This is a genomic window from Celeribacter halophilus, from assembly GCF_900114135.1.
Taxonomy (GTDB): Bacteria; Pseudomonadota; Alphaproteobacteria; order Rhodobacterales; family Rhodobacteraceae; genus Celeribacter; species Celeribacter halophilus.
Map to the genome: position 1 here is coordinate 155,268 of NZ_FORY01000004.1, position 23,356 is coordinate 178,623.

Consider the following 23,356-nt stretch of genomic DNA (forward strand, 5'->3'; position numbering starts at 1 on the left):
TTCAGATCAAGCACGCAGACGCGCGTTTTCCGCGTCCCACAGGGTCGCATTGGCTTCAACCACGGCTTTCAGACGCCTGCCGTAGACTTCGATCTCAAGCTCCGTGCCCGCTGCCGTTGCCTCTATATCCAGCATGGCCAAAGCGATGGCCTTCTCGACGCGGTAGCCATAGGCCGAGGAGGTCACCTCCCCCACGCGCTGGCCGTCCTTGAACACGGCGGCCATATAGGGCGCGTCCTGCTCTGCGGTCTCGACGGTCAGGGTGACAAGGCGTTTGGAGACACCGGCCTGCGCCTGCGCTTGCAACGCGGCCTTGCCGGCGAAGTCCTGCGGCTTGTCGAGTTTGACGAAGCGATCTAGTCCGGTTTCCAGAAGGCTGTAATCCGTGGACAGATCGCCTTTCCACGTCAGATACCCCTTTTCGATCCGCATCGAATTGAGCGCATACATGCCAAAGGGCGCTGCACCGGCCATGCGGATGGCTTTGTAAACCTCCGCCGCGTCTTCGGTGGCGCAATGGACCTCCCAGCCCAGTTCGCCGACAAAGGACACCCGTGCGAGCGTGACGGATTTGCCCGCGATCAGCGCCGACTGATGGGTGAGCCAGCCAAGGGACAGGTCCGCATCCGAAAGCTGCGCAAACAGATCGCGGGATTTCGGACCGCTCACGAGCATGACCGTCACGGCCTTGGTGTGATCGCTCAGGTGCAGCCCGTCCGTCAAATTCCGCGACAGGATCTCGAAGTCATGCCATTGCGCCAGAGCGGCGGTCATCAGGGTGAAATTTTCCTCGTCATGACGCATGCAGGACATTTCCGTCAGAACCCGCCCCGTCGGCGTGGCAAAATAGATCAGGTTCATCCGGCCAATCTTCGGCAGCGCCCCCGTGATCCGTCCGCGCAGCCACTCGGCCGCACCTTCGCCCGACAGGGTGAACCGCGAAAAGCCGCACATGTCGATCACGCCAACGCCATCGCGTACCGCTTCGACCTCTTCACGGACACGCGGCGTCCACGGGCCGGTGCGGTTCCATGTATGGGTGGCCTCCTCAGAGGTGTCGTCACCATCTTTGGCGAACCAGTTGGCGCGTTCCCAGCCGTTATAGGCCCCCATCTGCGCCCCGTCCGCAATCAGGCGCTCATGGTTCGGGGAGAGTTTCTTGTCCCGCGCGGCGGGCCATTCGTGATGGGGGAAATGCATGGCATATTCATGACCATAGGTTTCCATAGCCTTTTTCATGCTGAAATCGTGATCGGCGTGATCTGTGAACCGGCGCGGATCAATGGACCACATATCCCACTCGGTTTGCCCGTGCATGATCCACTCCGACAGAACCTTGCCCGCACCGCCACCTTGGGCAATGCCGAAGGTGAAGCTGTGGCCCTCGAAAGCATTGGGCACACCCGGCATCGGCCCCACCATCGGCAGGCCGTCCGGCGCATAGGGGATCGGGCCGTTGATGTTGCGCTGGACGCCTTGCGTGCCCAAAAGCGGCACCCGTTCCATCGCATCCATAATATACCATTCAAGGCGGTCCAGATCGTCGGGATAAAGCTGGAAGCTGAAATCTTCGGGCATTTCCTGCCCCGAGGCCCAGCCGACCTGACAGTTGCGTTCATAGGGGCCGAGGTTGAGACTATAGGTGTCCTGACGCAGGTAATAGGACGAATCCACATCGCGCAGCATCGGCACTTTGCGCCCGTTCTCTTCCGTCCATGCTTTGATCTCTGGGATGGCTTCAGTAAGGAAATACTGGTGGCTCATGACCGTGAGCGGCACCTCGCGCCCGCCATGTGGCAGGAACCATTCTCCCACCCGCGCGGCATAATACCCCGCGCAGTTCACCACATAGTCACAGCGAATATCGCCTTTCTCCGTGTGAACCACCCATTCCCCGTTGTCGCGGGATACGCCCGTGGCCGGTGTGAACCGTGCAATCGTCGCCCCAAGAGCGCGTGCGCCTTTGGCCAGTGCCTGCGTCACCTGCGACGGGTCAATGTCACCATCGAGCGGATCCCAAAGCCCGCCTTCGAGATCATGGGTCTCCATGAAGGGGAAATGCGCCTGCAATTCCTCCGGCGTGCACATATCCATCTCAAGTCCCATATGCGCCGCCATGCCTTTGACCCGCTCGAACTCCATCATCCGGTCATGGCTATGGGCCAGCCGCACCGCGCCGGTCAGATGGTAGTTGATCGGGTAGTCCACCTCATCGGCCAGATCGCGATACAGCGCCAGACCGTAACGCTGCATATTCATCACGCTGTAATTCGCTGCAAAGTTCGGACAGTTGCCCGCCGCATGCCATGTGGAGCCTGCGGTCAGTTCGTTTTTCTCCAACAAAACACAGTCGGACCAGCCCGCTTTCGCGAGATGGTAGAGCGTGGAGACACCGATAACACCGCCACCGATAATGACGACACGAGCTGTAGAGGGAAGAGACATGGGGAGACCTCAGTATACAGGGGGAGAAATGACCCAGACCGCAATGGCCGGAGTGTCATAGGGATTGGCCCAGCGGTAGCTGTCGCCACGAATGCGGAAACTGTCTCCAGCGGAGACTGTGAACTTTTCACCGTCGATCCAGAGCTCCAGCATGCCGGAGATCATATAGGCGACTTCGGTGGTCGGACGCGTGATGACTTCTTCACGCGCGGCACCCGGTTGAAAGGTGGAATGGATCACCTCGAAATCATCGGTCAGGTCCGGCGAGATCAGGGTTTCCACCAATCCGGTCTCATGTGCGCCGATATGGCGACGGGCCGATGCCCGCACGATCCGGCCCCGCTCTTTTTCCGGCGCAGGGGCGGTGCCGAAAAACAAGGACAGCGGCACATCGAACACCCGCGCAATGTCGCGCAGATCATCCATCGTCGGGGTCGAGAGGTTGCGTTCCACTTGCGACACCCAACCCAAGGACTTCCCCAACTTCTGCGCAAGGGTTTCCAAGGTCATTTTGCGGGCCGTGCGCAAAGCGCGAATATCTTGGCCGAGGTCGGGAGTGTTAGGCATGGGGCTCTCATCTTCTGGCGGGCAAGGGGTGAATCAGCACCTCTCTGCGTCATGAAATTTATCTCTAAATTTTCACAAACAGTCATGAAAATTCTTAACAAAATTTCACGAAAACCCATAGGTGAATATTTTTTGAGCAAAACACAGGGCAAAATGCGCACAGAAAACACGCAAACGGCCTCAACAACATGTGCCAAGGCCGTTTCAATTCAAAATTGAGGTCTCGCTCAGAGGTAGGCAGACAACCCGCGCCAGCCGGAAAGCACTGCCGCCACGGCCATCACACCGATTGCGATTTTGCGGTATTGATCCGAACCAAGCCGCTTGAACGCCTCTGTGCCCAGCCACGTTCCGAAGATCAGCCCCGGCACAGACACGACCACAAGCACCAGCATGTGCAGATCAATCGCTCCTGCCAAGGCCAACCCTGGCGTGGCAATCAGGGATGAAAAGAAAAAGAAGATCAGCAAAGAGGCGCGGGTTTCTTTTGCGGGCATCCCTACTCCGAGATAGTAGGCCACAGCGGGCGGTCCGGGCATGGCGGCCAAGCCGGAGAACACACCCGAAGCAACACCTGTCACCGCCGCGAGATGTCCGCTCGGGCGCGGCTCGGCGGGTTTGTAGCGCAGCAAAAGCAAAAGTCCAAGCATGACCGCCACGGAGATCAGCACGCGTGCGGCATCCGGCGACAGAACCGCCAGCGCATAGATTCCGATGGGCGTTCCGATCAGAGAGCCAATCGCCAGCCGCAGCACAGATGGTTTGTGAATGTCTTGGCGCAACGCATAGACATCATGAAAGCCCACGATCAACTGCGCCAGAACGGCGAGAGTAACAGCTTGCAGCGGCGGCAGAACCAGCGACATGACCGGCACGGCAACAATCGCGAACCCGAACCCCGCAATGCCACGAATAAAAGAGGAAAACAGAACAGCAATACCAACAAAGAGAACTATCATAACGGTCATGCGCGGCGCTCCATATGCGAATCGTCCTTCTTTAGCGCGAAGGCCCAAATCAGGATCGGGCCAGAAAGGGTATATCCATTGGGCCAGCCAACGGAACGAACCGTGCGGCCCTATCCTCTTAACGCCTCTCGTTCGCAGACGTCTACAGACGCGCGGCGATTTCTCCGAGTTTGCGCATTCCGGGCACAATCGTATGCGTTTCGATGACAGACAAGCCCAGTCGGAAAAAACGTCCGCTCTGGCTCGGATCCACGAAGGGGTCGCCGCTTTCGAACAGGATGCCCTGCGCCATCGCTTCCTGCAAAAGCTGATGTGCGTCCACCCCCTCGGGGCATTCCAGCCAGACGCTTCGGCCGGGATGGCAGGGGTCGGGGGCGCGGAAACCGGGCATCAGGTCGGGGAGATGCTCCATCACCGTTTCCCAGCGCGCCTGATAGGTGCTGCGCAATTTACGGACCAGATTGCGGTAATGTCCCTCGGCCAGAAAAATGGCGGCGGCGCGTTGGTTGTTGAGCGGCGCCGAGCGGTGAATCAGTCGGCGCAACCACCGTGCTTCGCGGATAACCGGTGCCGGTGCCACGATGTAACCGAGCCGTACACCGGGTGCCAAAACTTTAGACAAAGTGCCCAAATATAGCACGCGGCCCTCTTTATCGCGCGATTTTAAGGCAAGGTCTTTGGCGAAGGAAATATCCCCCTCATAGTCGTCCTCGACGATCAGAAAATCCTCTCTTGCGGCCAGCGCGAGGGTCTCGTTCCGGCGGGAATCCGACATCACGGTCATGGACGGGCAATGCGCACCGGGGGTCAAAACCGCCAGATCCAACCCCGCATTCGAGGGGATCAACGCCCCCTCTGTATCGAGGTCCAAAGGCACAATTTCCGCCCCTGAAAGATCGAAGATAAACCGTGAATCCGGATAGCCCGGCATCTCGCATCCCACCCGTTTTCCGGCCCCCGAAAGCAGTTGCGAAATGAGGTATAAACCCTCCTGTGCGCCCAAGGTGATCATCACCTCTTCAGGACGGGCATAGATACCGCGATCCGGTAGAACCTGTGTCTGGATCTGCTCGATCAACATAGGGTCGTCATCCACCGCGCGATCCGCTCCCCACCAGTCCACGGAGGCTCGTCCCAACATGTCACGAGAAGAGGTCCGCCATGCGTTCAAAGGGAACAGTCCGGGATCTACCTGCCCATAGATAAACGGGTATTTATAATCATGCCAATTCAATGACTTGCGAATATGGTTCAAGCGCGAAGGATGATGGTTCAGACGGCTTTCCCAATCGAGCGTGACCGCCGAATCCACCCGGTCCGTGACCGGCGGCTTGCTGTCGCTGACGAAGTAACCGCGACGGGGGCGTGCCTCCAGATAACCACGCGCCATAAGCTCCTCGAACACCGCCGAAACCGTGTTGCGCGCAATGCCCAACTGGTCGGCCAAAAGCCGTGTCGAAAGCATCTTCTGGCCCGGTGCCAACTGACCTGTGCCAATGGCCGTGATGATGCCCCGGCGCAGCTGGCTCTGGATCGGTTCCTTGCTGGCGCGATCAATGGAAATAGGCAGCGAATGAATGGCGGGCCTCATCGGTAAATAGGTTGGAGTGCGGGCAGCCTCGCTTGCACGGGTTTGACCCTGTGACATTGGGTGCAGTGAGGCGGCGCATCTGTGTGGCGCTAAGGCTGCGATCATTTTCCGCCCGATGCAAGACGTTTGGCTCTCAGTCGGCAAACTGGCCCAATTCAAACTCTAAAACTGGCTCTGTGTGGGCCACTGGCAGTCAGGCAGGGGACCGAGACGCCAATGCACAAAGAATGATCACATGCCCCGTCAAAGCTCGAACACTCCATTCGCACAAACGATGCCAGCTGCCAGCCTCAACGGGCATTTGCACATCACCGAACCCCTTGACCGCGCCGTCTCTGCGGTCGGGTCGGTGCGCCTCGTGACGGTCGGAATGCCTCCCCTGTTCCGACCGTCACACCCCGCAACAAGAACCGAAAATATCGGTCGGACACATGTCGGACTTTGGTCGGACATGTGTCGGGCATTTTCGAAACGCTTGATTTCTGGGCAGGGAAATTTGCGGCAAATTGGATGCAACCCCCAAGCGCAGGTATCTAAGACATGAGAATAAAAAGAAAATTCACGAATTTCAGGAGAAGCCCTTTCGATCAGGCGTTCAGATTTACAGGTTTTTCCGTTCTGATTTCCTGAACGAACGCATGGCTGAATTGACCGTTTCGATCCCGCGCCCCTTAGGTTTTGTAATGAGTTTGACCTGTATATCTGCCCGCCTCGAAAGGAATTGCTCAGAGGTGCGCGCCAAAACCGGGTATCACCTGCCCCAGAAGAAGGACCGCACATCCGATCTTGATCAGACATGTCGCACAATCGCCGACACGCGGAACCGGATTTAACCGCTTACAAAAACCGGACACGAAAGAGATGTCCGACCCCAACAAGGAGAACTGAATGACCAATTTTATGAAACCGCTCTTGGGCGTATCCGCCATTGCACTGGCCAGCTTTGCCGCAGCCACTCCCGCCGTTGCACAGGACAGCCTGACCGTTGGTTACTTCCTCGAATGGCCCATGCCGTTCCTCGCCGCCAAAGCCGATGGCGCTTATGAAGAGGCGCTCGGCATGGAGGTGAACTGGGTCAGCTTCGAGACCGGCACCGCAATGTCCGCCGCGATGGCCTCCGGCGATGTGCAAATCTCCATCAGCCAAGGCGTGCCGCCCTTCGTGGTTGCCGTGTCCTCCGGCCAGCCGTTGCAGATGATCGACGTGGCTGTGAGCTACTCGGAAAATGACAACTGTGTTGTGGCGACCGAACTTGAGATCGACAAGGACAGCGCCGGAGAGCTGGCCGGCAAGAAAGTCGCCGTGCCGCTCGGCACTGCGTCGCATTACGGCTTCCTCAAGCAGATGGACCACTTCGGCGTCGATATCTCCACCCTTGAAATCGTCGATATGGCTCCGACTGACGGAGCCGCAGCTCTGGCGCAGGGCTCTGTTGATTTCGCCTGCGGCTATGGCGGTGGCCTGACGCGCATGAAAGAGCATGGCAACATCCTTTTGACCGGTGCGGAAAAAGAAGAACTCGGCATTCTGGTCTTTGACGTCACCTCGGCGCCCTCCGATTTCATCGTCGAAAACGAAGAGCTGGTCTCGACCTTCCTCTCCGTTACAGCCGAAGCCAATGCGACATGGAACGACTCCCATCCCGCAGAAATGCTGTCCAAGATCGCAATGGAATCCGGCATGGACGAAGAGGCCGCTCTGGCGTCGATCTCCGGCTTTACCTTCCCGACCATCGAAGAGCAGATTTCCGAAAAATGGCTTGGCGGTACGGCAGCCAGCTACATGAAGGGCGTTGCGGATGTCTTCGTCGAATCCGGCGCGATCCCTTCGGCTCTTGAAAGCTATGAGGGCACGATTGCCCTCGGCCCGCTCGAAGCGATCGAATAATCGCCTCGGCAACAAACAGAACATACGGCGTGACTTGCGCCGTATGTGCATCCTTCCAACAAACCATCATGGACAGGGAGATCCCGAATGGGTGCTCTGACAATCAATAACATCTCCATGCGTTTTGAATTGCCGGACGGCTCGCACGTTCAAGCCTTGCAAGACGTTTCACTCGAATTGAAAGAGGGCGAGCTTCTCTCCGTCCTCGGCCCTTCGGGATGTGGTAAATCCACCCTTTTGAACATTCTCGCGGGATTTCTGGCCCCGACTTCGGGCACTGTGACCCTTGGCGGCAAGGACGTGACCGGCCCCGGCCCCGAGCGCGGCATGGTGTTCCAAAAAGGCGCATTGTTCGAATGGATGAGCGTGCGCCATAACGTGGAATTCGGCCCGCGTATGAAAAAAATGGAAGAGACCGAACGCAACACGATTGTCGAGAACCTGCTCGACACCGTGGGTCTGCATGATTTCAAGGACAAGGCGGTTTACGAACTCTCCGGCGGGATGCAGCAACGGGTCGCTCTGGCGCGCTGTCTGGCCAATGATCCCGATGTGATCCTGATGGACGAACCTCTGGGCGCGCTTGATGCGCTGACCCGCGAGAAGATGCAGGGGCTTGTGCTCGACCTCTGGAAGAAGACCGGCAAGACGATCATCCTCATCACCCACTCGGTGGACGAGGCGCTATTGCTGGGCGAACGCCTGTTGGTGATGGCCCCGCGTCCGGGGCGTATTTTCAAGGAATACAACCTTCCCTTTGCCGACAAGGCCGTGGGCGCCGATCTCAGAGCGGTCAAGGATGATCCCGAGTTCGGGGCGACCAAGAAAGAAATTCTCCAGATGATCTGGGAAATGGAAGAAGAAATCATGGGCGGAGCGGAGAGCTGAACATGTCTGGTATTATCGTTCTATTGATCTATGTGGGGCTGTTTCTCGGGGCCTATGTCCTCGTGAAAATGGCCCGCACCTTCATGAGCAAGACCACCGATTTCACCTCGCTCAAGACCGTGACCTTCGGGGACGAAAGCGCGGTCATACCGGATCGGGCGGCATCGATCATCTCGGTTCTGATGATCTTTCTGGTTTGGGGGGCCTTCACGGATTCCAAACTGGTGCCGGTCCATATGCCCGGACCGTTCAAGGGGGAGACAAGTTTCACATACACCTCCGAGAACCCCGCCGGCGAAACCGCACAAGCCACGGTCAATGTGATCGTGCATGAGGCGGGCGAAAAGGTTGAGGCCCCCGAAGCCCCTGCCGCCAGCGGCTTTGCCCAAGGTGACGCGGCGAGTGTGGCAGCATGGCGCTCTGTCCTCATTCGTGCGCAGGCCAATGACGGCGAAGACGCCAAGATCGTCGCCATCGAAGGCAAACCCATTGCCGCAGGCGAAACGGTCAAAGTGCCCCACGGTGACGTGACCATGACCGCCAAAGGCTCTTTGAACTTCTCCCCCGATGCCGGTTGGCAGATGGAGCCGATCTGGCTGCCCTCCCCTGAATCCGTCTTCTCGCGCTTCTGGGAAATCGCCACGGACGGCTATCAGAACGTCTCGCTCTTCGAACATGTCGGCTGGTCCTTGTGGCGGGTGTTCGCGGGCTTCGTGCTTGGCTCTCTCGTGGGTATTCCCTTGGGCTATGCGATGGGCCTGTCGGGCTGGGCACGCGGCTGGTTCGATCCCATCGTCGAATTCATGCGTCCCGTGCCGCCACTGGCGTTGATCCCTCTGGTGATCATCTGGTTCGGCATCGGTGAAAGCGGCAAGATCGTGCTGCTGTTCCTCGCGGCACTCTGGGTGATGATCATCTCGGCGCGGGCCGGTGTTTCCGGCGTCAACATCACCAAAGTGCAAGCCGCCTATTCGCTGGGCGCGAGCAAATGGCAAATCCTGCGCCATGTGATTGTGCCCAACTCCCTGCCGGAAATCTTCACCGGTGCGCGTGTGGCGATGGGGGTCTGCTGGGGGACCGTTGTGGCCGCCGAGCTGGTCGCTGCGGAAAAAGGCGCGGGCAAGATGATCGTGGCCGCCTCCAAGTTTCAGGCGACAGATATCGTCCTCATGGGCATCGTGCTGATCGGTCTGATCGGCTTTGGCATCGACATCCTGATGCGCAAGGCCGAGGCATGGCTGGTGCCGTGGAAGGGCCGCAGCTAACGCCTCTTTCGCATCTCATGAAACAGCAAACGGCAGCTTGACGGGGCTGCCGTTTTCGTTTTACCGTTTCGGCTTTCTGATGGCCCAAATACTCAGGAATACGCGCCTGCCGAATAGGTCAACTCATAGCTGTGGCTGTAAAGCTCGAACACAATGCCGAAAGGGTCTTCGACATAGACCATGCGGTAAGGTTTCTCACCGGGGAAATATTCGCGCACGGGCATCCGTTGCTTGCCTCCGGCCGCGACGATTTTGGCCAGCGTGTCTTCCAGATTCGGGTCCTGAATCGCGAAGTGGAACGTGCCGTGCTGACGGAAATCCAGATTGTTCTCCGGCGCGTGGTGCCCGTCGAATTCGAACAATTCAAAGCCGATCCGGTCCGCCGAGGCCAGATGCGCGATGCGGATGCGGGTCCAGCCTTTGCCAAAAACATCGGAACACATCCGGCCAATGTCGCTGTCGTCTTCGAGAATCTCGGTCGGCTCCATGATGACATAAAAGCCCAGAACATCGCGGTAAAAGGCCACGGCCTTGTCGAGATCGGGAACGGACAGGCCGATATGGGAAAAGCTGCGCGGGGTCGGTATCATGATAATCTCCATTTGGGTCTGGAGACAGAATTACCTCGACGGATCAATTTACAAAAATTATCATTTATCATTATTTTCATAACAAAATGGATCAACATGCTGAACGCGATCTGGCTGGAGACTTTCACCACCCTGTGCGAGGTCGGGCATTTCACCCGCACCGCCGAACGTATGGGCATGACCCAGCCCGGCGTGTCGCAACATCTGCGCAAGCTGGAGGCGCAAGTCGGCAAGCCGCTCATCCTGAAAGACGGCAAGTCCTTTACCCTCACGCCTGCGGGCGAGGCGGTGTTCGAACTGGGAAAGTCCCGCCGCGCCGAGGAACGCGCACTCAGGGACGCGATCAGTGCGGATGATCCGAAGGTCGGAGAGTTGCGCATCGGATGTTCCGGCAGTTTTGCCATGTGGGTCTATCCGCATCTGCTCAAAGCGATGCAGGACGCGCCCGAACTGGTGATACAGGTCACCGCCGCGCCGCAAGCCAGCATCATATCGCAGGTGTTAGAAGGCGCATTTGATCTGGGCGTGGTCTCGGACAAACCGGATCACCCACGGCTGGAGGCCACCCCCTTGGCGCGTGAGGAGCTTTGCCTTGTCCTGCCTGCAACCTATGAGGGCGACGGTATTGATCTGGCGCGGCTGAATGCCTTGGGTTTTGTGGGCCATCCGGACGGGTATGCCTATGCCAACGAGTTGTTCGCGCTCAATTTCTCACAGGAGTATCTCGGCTCGGACCGGCTCAGGCTGCGCACCTTCGTCAACCAGATCGGGCAAATCCCGCTCCCCGTGGCGCAGGGGCTGGGCTATACGATCCTGCCACGCTCCGGCATTGATCCCTTTCCGCATCAAGACGCGCTCAAAATCCTGCCCTTGCCGAAGCGTCGCTATCATCGGCTCTGGTCGATCTCGCGGCGGGGGCGTTCAGGATTTGCGCGGATCGCAGCGGTAGAGGCTCTGATGAAACACACGGCGCAGGCTTTGGGCACGCCCTGACGCCCTGCCCCGCTATGGCATGTCATGCACTTCCAGAGCATCGGCCACATTTGGCGCGGTTCTGGCAAATTCCGGGAACAATTCGTTTTGCAGCAAAATCCGGAATTGCTTGGCCAGAATATCCGGCAAAGCACCCAATTCGTTCATCCGGCTGATGAGATAGATCGGACGGGACAGCCCCGTAAACGGCAGCGGATAAATGTCCACGTCTTGACGAAAGCGGCTGGCATCGAGGATGCTCAGAGGTGTGGCCAGTGTCCAGCCCCCTGCCCGCGCGACCGTAGCAATCACCGAGCGACTGGTCTCGAAAGCAAAGCGGCGCGGCACGTCAAAGCCGATACGTTTGAGGTGTGTGGCGACAAGCTGGCCCACGGGCATGGCATCGGAATATTGCACAAAGGGCAGTTGCGAAAGCGTTTCGCGCCAGTCATCGGAGGGGCGGTATTTGCTTCGCGCCGTGACCAGAACGAATTGTTCGCGGTAAAGCTCCTGAATGTGGAATTTGTGGATGTCGGTGGGGATGCTGGCGGTCACCGCAATATCCGCCGCCCTTGAGATGAGCCGCGATGTAACCTGATCGGAGCGGCCCGAGAAGGTGCAGATATAGCTGTTGGCCAGATGCGACTGCAGGGCTGTCGCCATGACGGGAGCCAGAGAGGCGTCCAGATCATCGATAATGGCGAAGTTCAGAACCGGCAGGCTGTCGACATTGAATTCAGCCAGAGAGGCCTCCGCCGCCGAGACCATCGCCATGATGCGATGCGCGTGCAGACTCAGCACATGCCCCGCCGGTGTGAGGGAAATCGGCTTTTGCTTGCGGTCGAAAAGCTTGGTTCCGAGGTTCTGTTCCAAAGTGGTGATGTTTTGCGAAACATTGGATTTGCTCAACCCCAGAACCTTGGCCGCTTCGGCCACCGAGCGGACCTCTTCCAAAGCAATGAACACCCGCAGACCGCGCAGGGTCAGCCGGTCCGAGAACTCCGTCAGAACCCGCGATGATTGAGTCGACTCTGCCATTTATCCTGTCACACCCTATTCTTGTTTGATGAACCCGAAACAGGTCCATTTTCAAAATGCCCGTATTTCAGGCACAATTTTCCGCCGTGGCAATTTCATGGGATATGCCGCCAGAATCCCATTAAACCCTTAAAAATACAAGAAACAAAGCAATTTTAACGCCTGAACGATCTTTTCGAGATGTTCGCATTTCATTTTTTACCCGTTCTGTTTTCCTGAACCCGCATTTTAATCAATTGACCCAAATCAGGCGGAAGGATTTAGCGGAAGAAAGAATTTTTCCAGATGAGGTCGATATGAAGACGCGAACGAAAGTTGTTGTTATCGGTGGCGGTATTGCTGGCTGTTCCACGCTTTACCACCTGACGCAGGAAGGTTGGACGGATGTCGTTCTGGTCGAACGCAACGAATTGACCTCGGGCACCACTTGGCACTCTGCGGCACAGGTCACCAACTTCGGGGCCACGCAGACCATGGTCGGGCTGAAGTCCCACTCCATCGCGCTCTATAAAGAGCTGGCGGAGGATCCCGAGTATCCGATCAACTACCACCACGCCGATGGCGGTATCCGCCTTGCCAACACCGAAGAGCAGATGGAAGGCTACCGCCATTTCATCAGCGTTGCCAAAGGCATGGGCGTGGATTTCGAACTGATCGACGCCGAAGAATGCGCGCGCCGTCACCCGCTGGTGTCCACCGACAACCTTCTGGGCGGTCTTTGGGATCCGCTCGACGGGGACATCGACCCTGCGCAGCTCTGTCAGGCTTTGGCGCGTCGTGCGCGTCTGGCCGGTGCGGAAGTCTACCGCAACACGCCGGTGACCGGTCTGACCCAGCACAAGGATGACACATGGACCGTCCACACGGAACATGGCGACATTGATTGTGACATTGTGGTCAACGCCTGTGGCTACCGCGTGAACGAAGTGGGCGCGATGATGGGTGTGCACCACCCTGTTGCCTCTATGGAGCACCAGTATTTCCTGACCGAGCCGATCAAAGCCATCGAAGAGTCCGATTTCCGGATGCCGCTCCTGCGCTGCCCGATCAGCGACTACTACTGCCGTCAGGAGAAAAACGGTCTGCTCGTGGGCTTCTATGAGCAGGATTGTAAGACTTGGGGCATGGACGGGATCGACCCGAACTTTGTCAACGCCCTTTGTCCCGACGATCTGGACCGCGTGATGGATGTGCTAGAAGGCGCGTTTGAACGTATGCCGGCGCTGACCGAAGTGGGTATCCACTCCATCGTCAACGGCCCGATCACCTACACCATCGACGGCGCCCCGCTCGTCGGCCCGATCCCCGGCAAGCGCAATGCTTTCTGCATCATCGGCCTGCGTGCAGGTCTTGGCGAAGGCGGCGGTCACGGCTGGCTTCTCGCGCAACAGATCGTGCATGGCGAAGCCTGCTACGACACATGGGTGATCGACCCACGCCGCTTCACCGGCCACGCCAATGTGGAACTCACGGCCCTTAAAGCCATCGAGGATTACCAGAACGAATTCCGCTTCCACTTCCCGCACGAACACCGCCCCGCAGGTCGTCCGGCGAAAACCACGCCGATCACTCCTGTGCTGGCCGCAGAAGGTGCGGAATTCGGTGTCGTCAACGGCTGGGAACGGATGGAATTCATCAAGCCGACACCGGATTTCCACCAGAGCTACAGCTTCAAATTCAACGAGACCTTCGACGTGGTCGCCGAAGAGATCAAAGCCGTGCAGACCTCTGTCGGCCTGACCGAGGTGAACGGGTTCAACCGGTTCGAGATCACCGGTCCGGGCGCGCGCGAATGGCTGGACACGATTGTCTGTAGCCGCGTGCCGAAAAAAGTCGGCAAGGTTGGTCTGACCTATCTGTTGAACCACCACGGCAATGTCAAAGGCGAGGCCACGCTTGCGAACCTCTCCGAAGACAAAATCTGGTATGGCTCGGCAGCGGCGTCCGAATATCACGACATGGACTGGCTGCAAAAACACCTGCCCGAAGACGGCTCTGTTCAGGTCAAATCCCTGACCAACGACTACACCATCCTCGTGATCGCAGGGCCGAAATCCCGTGATGTCCTCTCTGCCGTGTCCCGTGGCGACTGGTCGAAAGAGGCCTTCCCGTGGCTCTCCGTGCGCGAAGCCTTCATCGGCATCGCCCCTGCTGTGGTCATGTCGGTGAGCTTCTCTGGCGAACTGGCCTACGAAATCCACGTCCCGAACAACCAGCTCTATGCCGCCTACCTTGCCCTGAGAAAAGCAGGCGAAGAATTCGGCATGAAACTCTTCGGTGGCATGGCAGTGGACTCCATGCGTCTCGAAAAAGGCTACCGTCACTGGAAGGCCGATCTCATCACCGAATACAACCCGTTGGAAAGCGACCTGTCCCGTTTCGTGAAACTCGACAAGCCCGCCTTCATCGGCAAGGACGCCCTGCTCAAGATGAAGGAAGAAGGCCCGCGCCGGAACTTTGTCTCTATGGTGATCGACTGCACCCATGCCCCGGCTCAAGGTGGCGACAGCATCGTGGATGCCGATGGCAAATGTATCGGCACGATCACCTCTGGGGGCTGGGGCTACCGGACCGGCAAGAACATCGCCATGGGCTTTGTTGATCCCGACTTCGCGCCCATCGGCACAGATCTCTTTGTCGAAGTGATCGGCGAGCCGATTGCGGCGAAAGTGGTCGAGCCGGACCTCTACGACCCTGAATATGCACGGATCCGCGCGTAAGCGCGGACCTTCCTCCCCCTCAAAAGGAAATGAATACATGAAAATTCTCGTGCCTGTGAAACGCGTGATTGATTACAATGTGAAGGTCCGTGTGAAGTCGGACGGCAGCGGTGTCGATCTTGCGAATGTAAAAATGTCGATGAACCCTTTCGACGAGATCGCGGTGGAAGAAGCTGTGCGTCTCAAGGAAAAAGGGATCGCGACGGAAGTGGTGGCTGTGTCCATCGGGGTTGCCAAGTCGGAAGATGCGCTGCGCACGGCGCTGGCTATGGGGGCGGATCGCGCCATCCTGATCACGGCGGCGGACGATGTGCATACGGACATCGAGCCTCTGGCCGTGGCAAAGCTTCTGGACAAGGTTGTTGAAGTCGAAGAGCCGGGTCTGGTGATCGCGGGCAAACAGGCCATCGACAATGACATGAACGCGACGGGTCAGATGCTGGCCGCGCTTCTGGGATGGGGTCAGGCGACTTCGGCCTCTGCGCTGGAAATCGCGGACGGCACCGCGCGTGTCACCCGCGAAGTGGATGGCGGTCTGCAAGTGGTGGAAGTCAAGCTTCCGGCCATCGTAACCTGTGATCTGCGTCTCAACGAGCCGCGCTATGCCTCCTTGCCGAACATCATGAAGGCCAAGAAAAAGCCGCTCGAAAAGATGACACCGGCGGATTACGGCGTGGATGTCACACCGCGCCTTGAGCTGGTCAAGACCGATGAACCCGCCGCGCGGGCCGCAGGTCAGATTGTGGGCTCTGTTGATGAGCTGATTTCCAAACTCAAAGAAGCAGGGGTGGCCTAATGTCTGTACTTCTCGTCGCTGAAATCTCCGGCGCAAATATCGCGCTTGATGCCACGGCCAAAGCTGTGGCGGCTGCAACCGCTCTGGGGCCGATCACGGTTCTGGCCGCAGGCGAAGGTGTCGATCCCGCGCCGCTGGCTGCACTTGATGGCGTTGCCAAGGTGCTGCATGTCGAAGGCGCTGATTACGGCCACCAGATGCCCGAGGCGCTGACCGATCTTCTGCTCTCTCTGGCTCCGGGTTTCACCCATATCGTGGCGCCAGCGACCACATCGGCCAAAGCCGCCTTCCCGCGTCTGGCCGCCCTTCTAGATGTGATGGTGATCTCTGATGTCGTGGCTGTCGAGAGCGCGGATACGTTTGCGCGTCCGATCTATGCGGGCAACGCGATCCAGACCGTAAAATCCAACGATCCGGTCAAGGTGCTGACCATCCGGACCGCCGGTTTCGATGCCGCGGGGTCTACCGGTTCGGCTCCGGTCGAAACACTTGATCCGGTCGCCGCAAGCGATCTAGCCTCGTGGATCGAAGACCGTGTTGTGACCTCGGACCGCCCCGAACTGACCTCCGCAGAGGTCGTGGTCTCCGGCGGGCGTGGTGTCGGCTCCGAAGAGAGCTTTGCACTGATCGAAGGTCTGGCCGATACGATGGACGCGGCTGTTGGTGCTTCGCGTGCGGCTGTAGACAGCGGTTATGCGCCCAATGACAAGCAGGTCGGTCAGACCGGCAAGGTCGTCGCCCCCGATCTCTACATCGCCTGCGGCATCTCCGGTGCGATCCAGCACTTGGCCGGCATGAAGGACTCGAAGATCATCGTGGCGATCAACAAGGACGAAGAAGCGCCGATCTTCCAGGTCGCCGATTTCGGTCTTGTCGCTGATCTCTTTGACGCTGTGCCCGAGATGACGGAGAAGCTCAAATGACAGCGCAGATCATCGACGGCAAGGCGCTCGCAGCGGACCTGCGCAGCTCCGTCAAGGATGTCGTCGCACAGATCAAAGCCGAGCACGGGGTGATCCCGGGCTTGGCCGTTGTCCTCGTCGGCAACGATCCGGCCTCCGAGGTTTATGTGCGCTCGAAGGGCAAGCAGACTGTCGAGGCGGGGATGAACTCCTTCGAATACCGGCTCTCCGAGGACACCAGCGAAGAGGAGCTTTTGAACCTCATCACACGGCTCAACTCCGATCCGGAGGTGCATGGCATCCTCGTGCAACTGCCGCTGCCTGCACATCTGGACAGCAAGCTGGTGATCAACGCCATTGATCCGCATAAGGATGTGGACGGGTTCCACACCACCAATGTCGGCATGGTTGGCACCGGACAGGACGCGATTGTGCCCTGCACGCCGCGCGGCTGTATGATGATGCTGGCGCAGATCTACCCTGATCTTCGCGGCAAGACGGCACTGGTGATCGGCCATTCCAACATTGTGGGCAAGCCGATGGGCCGCTTGTTGCTCAATGCCGATTGCACGGTGATTGTGGCGCACAAGTCCTCGACCAACATTCCCGAACTGGCACGGATGGCCGACATCGTTGTGGTGGCTGCTGGTGTGCCGGGGCTGGTGAAAGCCGAATGGATCAAGCCCGGTGCCACTGTGATCGACGTGGGCATCAACCGCATCCCCGCGCCCGAACGCGGCGAGGGCAAGACCCGTCTTGTGGGCGATGTCTGTTTTGACGAGGTTTCCGAAGTTGCCGGAGCCATCACCCCTGTGCCCGGCGGTGTCGGCCCGATGACCATCGCCTGTCTTCTGGCCAATACGCTGAGCGCCTGTTGCCATCTTCACTCTTTCCCCGAACCAACGCTTCTGGGCGTTTGATAAGGACCCCGTATCTATGACCAACTCCTGTCTTACCGTCACCTGCGCACGCCAGCGCGGCATTGTTGCGGCCATTTCCGGCAAGCTTGCCGAAATGGGGTGTAACATCACCGACAGTTCGCAATTCGACGACCCGCAAACCGACCAGTTCTTCATGCGCGTGAGCTTCACGCCGGAAACCGGCATTGATCTGGCCGAGATCGAAGAGAGCTTCGCCCCCATCGCCAAAGACTTCGGCATGACCTACGCCTTCCACGACGAGAGCGTAAAGATGAAAGTGGTCATCATGGTCTCGCGTTTCGGTCATTGTCTAAACGACCTGCTCTACCGCGTGCGCATCGGCGCGCTGCCGGTGGAGATTGTGGCAGTGATCTCGAATCACATGGATTATCAGAAGGTTGTGGTGAATAACGACATTCCCTTCCACTGCATCAAGGTGACCAAGGAGAACAAGCCCGAAGCCGAAGCCGCGATCATGAAAGTGGTCGAGGACTCGGGCGCCGAGCTGATCGTTCTGGCGCGCTACATGCAAATCCTGTCGGACGAGATGTGCCAGAAAATGTCGGGTCGGATCATCAACATCCACCACTCGTTCCTGCCCTCGTTCAAAGGCGCGAACCCCTACAAACAGGCCTATGCGCGCGGCGTGAAACTGATCGGGGCGACCTCTCACTATGTGACCGCCGATCTGGATGAAGGTCCGATCATCGAACAGGACACCGTCCGCGTCACCCATGCGCAAAGTCCGGAAGATTACGTCTCGCTGGGTCGTGACGTGGAAAGTCAGGTGCTTGCCCGCGCCATCCACGCCCACGCCAACCACCGCGTGTTCCTGAACGGCAACAAGACGGTGGTCTTCCAGGCATCACCGGGCAGCTATAGCTCGGAAAGAATGGGGTGAGAACCGGTCCGGCTTTGCCGGATTCAAAGGTCCAGTGGACCTTTGAAAGGTTCGAACGCGCCCGCAAACCTGCGGGCGCAGGGTAAACGCGCCCGAGCACACTTGCGAGGGCTGAGTCATAACCCCCCGAAAACCTGTGGGCGCAGGGTAAAACATACCCTCCGCCCCCCTCCCCACACAACACATCAAGGCCGCCCACGCATATCGGGCGGCCTGCCCTTCAAACCAGACACATAAGGACAGCCAGCCGTGACCGAGATAACACGCGAAGCCATGGACTATGATGTCGTGATCGTCGGCGCGGGGCCTTCGGGCCTGTCTGCGGCGATCCGGCTGAAACAGATCGACCCCGCACTTGAGGTCGTGGTGTTGGAAAAAGGATCGGAAGTGGGGGCGCATATCCTGTCGGGCGCCGTGCTTGATCCGGTGGGTCTGGCAACCCTGTTCCCCGACTGGAAGGACAAGGGCGCGCCTGTGACCACCGAGGTCAAGGAAGATAATTTCTACATGCTGAGCGCTTCCGGCAAGGTTCGCATTCCCAACTGGCCGATGCCGAAACTCATGTCAAACCACGGCAATTACATTGTCTCGATGGGCAATGTCTGCCGCTGGCTGGCCGAACAGGCCGAAGAGCTTGGGGTTGAAATCTTTCCCGGCATGGCCGCCTCGCAGATCGTCTGGGACACGAATGAGGACGGTTCCCCGCGTGTGGCAGGGGTTGTTGCAGGCGAGTTCGGGCGCGAGCCGGATGGCTCTATCGGCGCGAATTACGAGCCGGGCTTGGAGTTGCGCGGCAAATATGTCTTCTTCGGCGAAGGCGTACGCGGCTCTCTGAGCAAGGAGGTGATTGCCAAGTTCGATCTCTCCGCGGGCAAAGAGCCGCAGAAATTCGGCCTCGGCATGAAGGAAATCTGGGAAATCGACCCTGCGAAACACCGCGAAGGCACGGTGAGCCACACGATGGGCTGGCCTCTGGGCAAGAACGCGGGCGGCGGTTCCTTCATCTATCATGCGGAAAACAATCAGGTCTTTATCGGGCTTGTGACCCACCTGAACTACGAAAACCCGCATGTCTTTCCCTACATGGAATTCCAGCGCCTCAAACACCACCCGATGATCGCCGATCTTCTGGAAGGCGGCAAACGCGTGGCTTACGGCGCACGCGCGATCTCCGAGGGCGGCTATCAGTCGCTGCCGAAGCTGAGCTTCCCTGGCGGTGTGCTGCTCGGCTGTTCGGCGGGTATGGTGAACGTGCCGCGCATCAAGGGCAACCATAACGCCATGCTCTCCGGTATCGCGGCCGCAGAAGCCGCGGCCGGTGCCATCGCGGCAGAGCGGGCGGGCGACGAACTGACCGCCTACGAGACCGCCATCCACGAGGGACCGGTCGGCAAGGATCTCAAACCCGTGCGCAATGTCAAACCGCTCTGGGCCAAGCTCGGCCTCATGGGCTCTCTGGCCTTTGGCGGTCTGGATATGTGGACCAATTCGCTGTTCGGCTTCTCTTTCTTTGGCACGCTCAAACACGGCAAGAGCGATGCGGAAGCCACCGGCCCCGCCGACAAGTTCGAGCCGATCGACTACCCGAAACCCGATGGCGTGCTGTCGTTTGACCGGCTGACCAACGTTGCCTTCGCGGCCACCAACCACGAGGAAAGCCAGCCCTGTCACCTCAAACTCGCGCAGGCCGATGTGCCGATCTCGGTCAACCTGCCGAAGTTTGACGAGCCCGCACAGCGTTACTGCCCCGCAGGCGTCTACGAGGTGGTGGAGAAAGACGGCAAACCGGAGTTCGTCATCAATTTCCAGAACTGCGTCCATTGTAAAACCTGCGACATCAAAGACCCGTCGCAGAACATCACATGGACCACGCCGCAAGGCGCAGACGGGCCGAATTATCCGAATATGTGAGTAGAGCGAGGGCCGGTGTCCAATTCGGACACCGGCGACTTAGTTCGGTCGCGGGCTACTTTGCGCCTGCTCGGCGCGGCAGGCCTCTTCCCATTCCGCGCTTCCGGCCCCGACCACGCAACGCCCGTCTTCGCGCAGGCTCAGGCGCAGGCGGCACCGTTTGATCTCGTCCGTGAATTCGCTGGCGGGGATGGACCGGACCGCATCGACAAGCCCTTGATGAAAAGCGTCATCCTTGGGGCTCAGGGTATAGAACACCCATTTTCCGTCTTTCTCGGCACGCACCAGTCCCGCTTTCAACAGGATCTTCAGGTTGCGCGACATATTGTAATGGGTCTCGCCAAGCACATCCATCGCCTCGGCCACACAGATCCGCTCGTTGACTTGCAGCAATAGCCAGAACAGCCGCAAACGATGGGGCTCGGCAATGGCCTTTAGCGCTTCGACATAGCGGTCGTCCATTTTATCCCCCATCGAAAATCCTCTGTGCGAAAACTAACCGAGCGGGCACGGAACAGCAATGCGTCCGCTCCCGTGCCCTGCGCAAATGGCGTTATGCTGGCGGATCGCGGCGCTCTGGATCGCTGTGGTCTTTCGCCAGCCCGATCACCAGTAATATGACACCGATCAGCACCACCACACCGGAATGGATGGCATGGAAGGTCAGTTCGCTCCGGCTGGCACCGGTGAAGAGCGCCAGCCAGAAAAAGGGGCAGAACAGGCCCAAGAGCGTGACAAAGGCTCCCGGTCTTGCGGAGTCGGGCAGTTTACGCTCCACCACCGCGCGTTTGCCCGCCCGCCAGAGATGCGTGTAGGGGCAGAGGTTCAAAAGCCGTTTCAAGGTCAGGCCTCCTTGGTTCGGGGCAGATCACGCGATGACAACAAAGAGCCCGCCGCCGATCATGGCCAGCGTCAACACGGTGACGACAAAGGCGACCACGGCCTTGGGCTTGAGCACCGAAGAGATGATCGCGATTTCGGGCAAGCTGGCCCCCGTGCCGCCAATCAGAAGCGCCATGGCCGCGCCCATCCCCATGCCTTTGGCGATCAACACCTGAAGCAGGGGCAGTGCCATTTCGATGCGCAGATAGAGCGGCACACCGATCCCCGCCGCAATCGGGATTGCATACCAACTGTCGCTGCCAACATATTTCTCGACGATTTCGGCGGGGAGGAAGGCGGCCGATATGGCGCTGATCACGGCACCGATCAGCACATAGGGAATGATCCGTTTGAACAGCGCCCAGGCAAAGGGCATGGAGGCACGGATCCGCTGGGCATGGGGGAGCGTGGCATGGGTGGAATTTGCCGTGTCCGCCGAAAAGACGATGGGCACGCCCGTATCGTCGCAGGCGGAGGCAGAGGCTGGAGCCGCAGAGCAGCTAGCCGTGGCCATTGCTGGTGTGCCGCCGCATGTGGGCGCAGGGGTTGCGCCGCAAGACGGGGCGGGCGCGGCACTACAACCACTCGCAGGGGCGGTCATGTCGCGCCGGACCGCGTGCTTCAGCGGCGTAAATCCGATGAGATAGCCCGCGAGAACCGCCCCGCCCAACGTGATCGCGATATAGATAAGCGTCACATTGAGGCCGAAGGTCGCCAGAATAAGCCCGACCACCACGAAGTTGCACAGGGGCGCGGAGATCAGAAAGCCGAAGATCGTGCCCATCGAGGCCCCCATCTCCGCCATGCCCATCACCACGGGCACCATCGACGCGCTGCAAAACGGCGTCAGCGTGCCCAGAAGCGCCCCCATCAACGGGCCGCGGTTTTCATGTTTGGCCAGTTTCTTCTGAAGTTTTTCCTGCGGAATATATTCCCGAATGATGCCTGTCACCACGGAGACAACGGCGATGATGACGACAAGAACGCCACCGACATGGAGGAATTCATTGAAGGCTAGTGTCCAAGGGCTGTCTTGCATTTTTGCGACCATATCCAGTTTCGACTCAATTATTCGCTCATTAGCGCAAATGTGCATATATTGAAAGAGGCCACGCCGCGCAAGACTGTTGTAAGGCGTTCCCTGAAAGGCGGCCCCTTCTTGCAGCGCTCTCTGTCAGGTCGCGCCTGAGATGGTGTCGATGAAAGTCTCGAAATGGCGTATGGCCACAACAGCGGCGAGCCCCGCAGACCGGTCTCGCGCGGCGATCAGGGACAGGTCGAGATCAGAGACCCCTGCCCCGCGCAGCGGCAGGGCGGTCAGCCCTTCGCCCGGACCGGAGAATGTCGCGGGACAGGACAGAATGACGCTGTGACCACTGCCTTCCCGCACAAGCTGGCGCAAAAGTTCGAGGTTGTTTGAGGTCAGCCCCAGTTTGAAATCGACTCCCGCCCGCGCCGCCGCGATGTCGAGAATATCGCGCAAATGGCTGGTCCCGTCCGGCATCAGGATCGGGCGGGCGAAGAAGCGTTCCAGAGAGATGCTTTTGCGTGTCGTGCCATCCGCTGGCGTCAGCGCGAAAATCTTGAAAGCCAATTCGCGCAGGATCAGAACTCCGGGCAAGGGGCGCGGACTGAAGGTCAGGCCGAAATCCACCTCCCCGTCGATCACCATCTGGCGCACCTGTTCAGAATCCACGGTCTGGACGGTGATGTTGATTTTGGGATTGTCGTGCAGAAAGGCGCTCAAGGCCTGCGGCAGAAAGCTCACAACCGTCTCCTGCGGCACCGCGATACGGACCTCGCCACGGCGCAGCCCCTTCAACTCTTCGATCTCGGCCCCGACCGCACGCATGTCCTTTTGCCATTCCCGCATCCGGTACATGAGCAATTCTCCGGCGGAGGTCAGTCGCACGCCTCTAGGATGACGCTCGAAGAGCTGAAGACCTAAATCCTCCTCCGCTTTGAGCAGTTGCTTGTCGATTGCAGAGGCCGAGACATGGAGTTTATCCGCCGCCTGACGGATGGAACCGAGGCGGGCAATTTCATCCATATACTTGAAAAAACGAGAGAAAAATACGCGCTCCATAAAGACGCCTCTATCCGTGAGCACCAT

At 58.8% G+C, this 23,356-nt stretch carries 20 protein-coding genes; 10 read left to right on the forward strand and 10 right to left on the reverse strand.

The window, feature by feature from the left end; genetic code table 11:
- Window positions 1-6: 6 nt before the first annotated feature.
- The 4 genes from BM152_RS05355 to BM152_RS05370 all read right to left on the reverse strand — a co-directional run bounded on the left by BM152_RS05355 (window position 7) and on the right by BM152_RS05370 (window position 5,571).
- On the reverse strand, window positions 7-2,445 hold the full coding sequence (locus BM152_RS05355; protein ID WP_066602034.1) for a GcvT family protein: 2,439 nt from the start codon (window positions 2,443-2,445) through the stop codon (window positions 7-9).
- A gap of 9 nt (window positions 2,446-2,454) precedes the next feature.
- Window positions 2,455-3,012 (reverse strand): helix-turn-helix domain-containing protein, encoded by a 558-nt coding sequence (locus BM152_RS05360; RefSeq protein ID WP_066602037.1) that lies wholly within the window; start codon window positions 3,010-3,012, stop codon window positions 2,455-2,457.
- 227 nt (window positions 3,013-3,239) lie between these two features.
- Window positions 3,240-3,980 carry a sulfite exporter TauE/SafE family protein gene (locus BM152_RS05365; protein ID WP_066602040.1) on the reverse strand — a complete coding sequence of 247 codons (741 nt, stop codon included), beginning with the start codon at window positions 3,978-3,980 and terminating at the stop codon, window positions 3,240-3,242.
- A 142-nt stretch (window positions 3,981-4,122) separates the two neighbouring features.
- Entirely contained in the window at window positions 4,123-5,571 is a 1,449-nt protein-coding gene (locus BM152_RS05370) for an aminotransferase-like domain-containing protein (RefSeq protein ID WP_066602046.1), read from the reverse strand.
- Between the two features lie 888 nt (window positions 5,572-6,459).
- Between BM152_RS05370 and BM152_RS05375 the strand changes: the two genes are divergently transcribed.
- The 3 genes from BM152_RS05375 (at window position 6,460) to BM152_RS05385 (ending at window position 9,611) form a co-directional block, all read left to right on the forward strand.
- Window positions 6,460-7,458: a taurine ABC transporter substrate-binding protein gene (locus tag BM152_RS05375; protein ID WP_066602056.1), complete on the forward strand. Its 999-nt coding sequence runs from the start codon at window positions 6,460-6,462 to the stop codon at window positions 7,456-7,458.
- Window positions 7,459-7,545: 87 nt separating this feature from the next.
- A complete protein-coding gene (locus BM152_RS05380; RefSeq protein WP_066602059.1) occupies window positions 7,546-8,346 on the forward strand; it encodes a taurine ABC transporter ATP-binding protein in 801 nt (266 codons plus the stop codon).
- Between the two features lie 11 nt (window positions 8,347-8,357).
- Window positions 8,358-9,611 carry an ABC transporter permease gene (locus BM152_RS05385; RefSeq protein ID WP_066602120.1) on the forward strand — a complete coding sequence of 418 codons (1,254 nt, stop codon included), beginning with the start codon at window positions 8,358-8,360 and terminating at the stop codon, window positions 9,609-9,611.
- Window positions 9,612-9,703: 92 nt separating this feature from the next.
- On the opposite strand, the gene BM152_RS05390 is transcribed toward BM152_RS05385, so the two are convergent.
- Window positions 9,704-10,201 (reverse strand): lactoylglutathione lyase family protein, encoded by a 498-nt coding sequence (locus BM152_RS05390; protein WP_066602126.1) that lies wholly within the window; start codon window positions 10,199-10,201, stop codon window positions 9,704-9,706.
- A 96-nt stretch (window positions 10,202-10,297) separates the two neighbouring features.
- On the opposite strand from BM152_RS05390, the gene BM152_RS05395 reads away from it, so the two are divergent.
- The gene (locus BM152_RS05395) at window positions 10,298-11,194 is read left to right on the forward strand and encodes a LysR family transcriptional regulator (protein ID WP_066602066.1); all 897 of its coding nucleotides are present in this window, start codon (window positions 10,298-10,300) and stop codon (window positions 11,192-11,194) included.
- A 12-nt stretch (window positions 11,195-11,206) separates the two neighbouring features.
- On the opposite strand, the gene BM152_RS05400 is transcribed toward BM152_RS05395, so the two are convergent.
- The gene (locus BM152_RS05400; protein WP_066602068.1) at window positions 11,207-12,211 is read right to left on the reverse strand and encodes a LysR family transcriptional regulator; all 1,005 of its coding nucleotides are present in this window, start codon (window positions 12,209-12,211) and stop codon (window positions 11,207-11,209) included.
- Between the two features lie 296 nt (window positions 12,212-12,507).
- Here BM152_RS05400 and BM152_RS05405 point away from each other — a divergent pair, with 296 nt between their 5' ends.
- The 6 genes from BM152_RS05405 (at window position 12,508) to BM152_RS05430 (ending at window position 20,361) form a co-directional block, all read left to right on the forward strand.
- On the forward strand, window positions 12,508-14,931 hold the full coding sequence (locus tag BM152_RS05405; protein WP_066602070.1) for a GcvT family protein: 2,424 nt from the start codon (window positions 12,508-12,510) through the stop codon (window positions 14,929-14,931).
- 37 nt (window positions 14,932-14,968) lie between these two features.
- A complete protein-coding gene (locus tag BM152_RS05410; RefSeq protein WP_066602073.1) occupies window positions 14,969-15,727 on the forward strand; it encodes an electron transfer flavoprotein subunit beta/FixA family protein in 759 nt (252 codons plus the stop codon).
- A complete protein-coding gene (locus BM152_RS05415; protein WP_066602076.1) occupies window positions 15,727-16,650 on the forward strand; it encodes an electron transfer flavoprotein subunit alpha/FixB family protein in 924 nt (307 codons plus the stop codon). Before BM152_RS05410 ends, BM152_RS05415 begins: the two co-directional genes overlap by 1 nt.
- A complete protein-coding gene (gene folD, locus BM152_RS05420; protein ID WP_066602078.1) occupies window positions 16,647-17,549 on the forward strand; it encodes a bifunctional methylenetetrahydrofolate dehydrogenase/methenyltetrahydrofolate cyclohydrolase FolD in 903 nt (300 codons plus the stop codon). Before BM152_RS05415 ends, folD begins: the two co-directional genes overlap by 4 nt.
- A 16-nt stretch (window positions 17,550-17,565) precedes the next feature.
- Window positions 17,566-18,450 carry a formyltetrahydrofolate deformylase gene (purU, locus tag BM152_RS05425; RefSeq protein ID WP_066602080.1) on the forward strand — a complete coding sequence of 295 codons (885 nt, stop codon included), beginning with the start codon at window positions 17,566-17,568 and terminating at the stop codon, window positions 18,448-18,450.
- A 249-nt stretch (window positions 18,451-18,699) separates the two neighbouring features.
- Entirely contained in the window at window positions 18,700-20,361 is a 1,662-nt protein-coding gene (locus tag BM152_RS05430) for an electron transfer flavoprotein-ubiquinone oxidoreductase (protein WP_066601426.1), read from the forward strand.
- A gap of 39 nt (window positions 20,362-20,400) precedes the next feature.
- Here the strand turns inward: BM152_RS05430 and BM152_RS05435 are convergent, their stop codons facing one another.
- From BM152_RS05435 to BM152_RS05450, 4 genes are all read right to left on the reverse strand, one after another.
- On the reverse strand, window positions 20,401-20,835 hold the full coding sequence (locus tag BM152_RS05435; RefSeq protein WP_197418767.1) for an ArsR/SmtB family transcription factor: 435 nt from the start codon (window positions 20,833-20,835) through the stop codon (window positions 20,401-20,403).
- Between the two features lie 79 nt (window positions 20,836-20,914).
- Window positions 20,915-21,202 (reverse strand): hypothetical protein, encoded by a 288-nt coding sequence (locus BM152_RS05440; protein WP_066601422.1) that lies wholly within the window; start codon window positions 21,200-21,202, stop codon window positions 20,915-20,917.
- Window positions 21,203-21,229: 27 nt separating this feature from the next.
- A complete protein-coding gene (locus BM152_RS05445) occupies window positions 21,230-22,282 on the reverse strand; it encodes a permease (protein ID WP_066601454.1) in 1,053 nt (350 codons plus the stop codon).
- Window positions 22,283-22,417: 135 nt separating this feature from the next.
- Window positions 22,418-23,329: a LysR family transcriptional regulator gene (locus BM152_RS05450; RefSeq protein ID WP_066601420.1), complete on the reverse strand. Its 912-nt coding sequence runs from the start codon at window positions 23,327-23,329 to the stop codon at window positions 22,418-22,420.
- Between the last annotated feature and the right edge of the window lie 27 nt (window positions 23,330-23,356).

Excerpts from the sequence above, each read along its gene's own strand:
- BM152_RS05405 (WP_066602070.1), top strand. The coding sequence starts at position 12,508 with ATGAAGACGCGAACGAAAGTTGTTGTTATCGGTGGCGGTATTGCTGGC.
- BM152_RS05380 (WP_066602059.1), top strand. The coding sequence starts at position 7,546 with ATGGGTGCTCTGACAATCAATAACATCTCCATGCGTTTTGAATTGCCG.
- BM152_RS05450 (WP_066601420.1), bottom strand. The coding sequence starts at position 23,329 with ATGGAGCGCGTATTTTTCTCTCGTTTTTTCAAGTATATGGATGAAATT.
- BM152_RS05435 (WP_197418767.1), bottom strand. The coding sequence starts at position 20,835 with ATGGGGGATAAAATGGACGACCGCTATGTCGAAGCGCTAAAGGCCATT.
- BM152_RS05400 (WP_066602068.1), bottom strand. The coding sequence starts at position 12,211 with ATGGCAGAGTCGACTCAATCATCGCGGGTTCTGACGGAGTTCTCGGAC.
- folD (WP_066602078.1), top strand. The coding sequence starts at position 16,647 with ATGACAGCGCAGATCATCGACGGCAAGGCGCTCGCAGCGGACCTGCGC.
- BM152_RS05395 (WP_066602066.1), top strand. The coding sequence starts at position 10,298 with ATGCTGAACGCGATCTGGCTGGAGACTTTCACCACCCTGTGCGAGGTC.
- BM152_RS05445 (WP_066601454.1), bottom strand. The coding sequence starts at position 22,282 with ATGCAAGACAGCCCTTGGACACTAGCCTTCAATGAATTCCTCCATGTC.
- BM152_RS05415 (WP_066602076.1), top strand. The coding sequence starts at position 15,727 with ATGTCTGTACTTCTCGTCGCTGAAATCTCCGGCGCAAATATCGCGCTT.
- purU (WP_066602080.1), top strand. The coding sequence starts at position 17,566 with ATGACCAACTCCTGTCTTACCGTCACCTGCGCACGCCAGCGCGGCATT.
- BM152_RS05360 (WP_066602037.1), bottom strand. The coding sequence starts at position 3,012 with ATGCCTAACACTCCCGACCTCGGCCAAGATATTCGCGCTTTGCGCACG.
- BM152_RS05370 (WP_066602046.1), bottom strand. The coding sequence starts at position 5,571 with ATGAGGCCCGCCATTCATTCGCTGCCTATTTCCATTGATCGCGCCAGC.
- BM152_RS05390 (WP_066602126.1), bottom strand. The coding sequence starts at position 10,201 with ATGATACCGACCCCGCGCAGCTTTTCCCATATCGGCCTGTCCGTTCCC.
- BM152_RS05365 (WP_066602040.1), bottom strand. The coding sequence starts at position 3,980 with ATGACCGTTATGATAGTTCTCTTTGTTGGTATTGCTGTTCTGTTTTCC.
- BM152_RS05375 (WP_066602056.1), top strand. The coding sequence starts at position 6,460 with ATGACCAATTTTATGAAACCGCTCTTGGGCGTATCCGCCATTGCACTG.
- BM152_RS05410 (WP_066602073.1), top strand. The coding sequence starts at position 14,969 with ATGAAAATTCTCGTGCCTGTGAAACGCGTGATTGATTACAATGTGAAG.
- BM152_RS05355 (WP_066602034.1), bottom strand. The coding sequence starts at position 2,445 with ATGTCTCTTCCCTCTACAGCTCGTGTCGTCATTATCGGTGGCGGTGTT.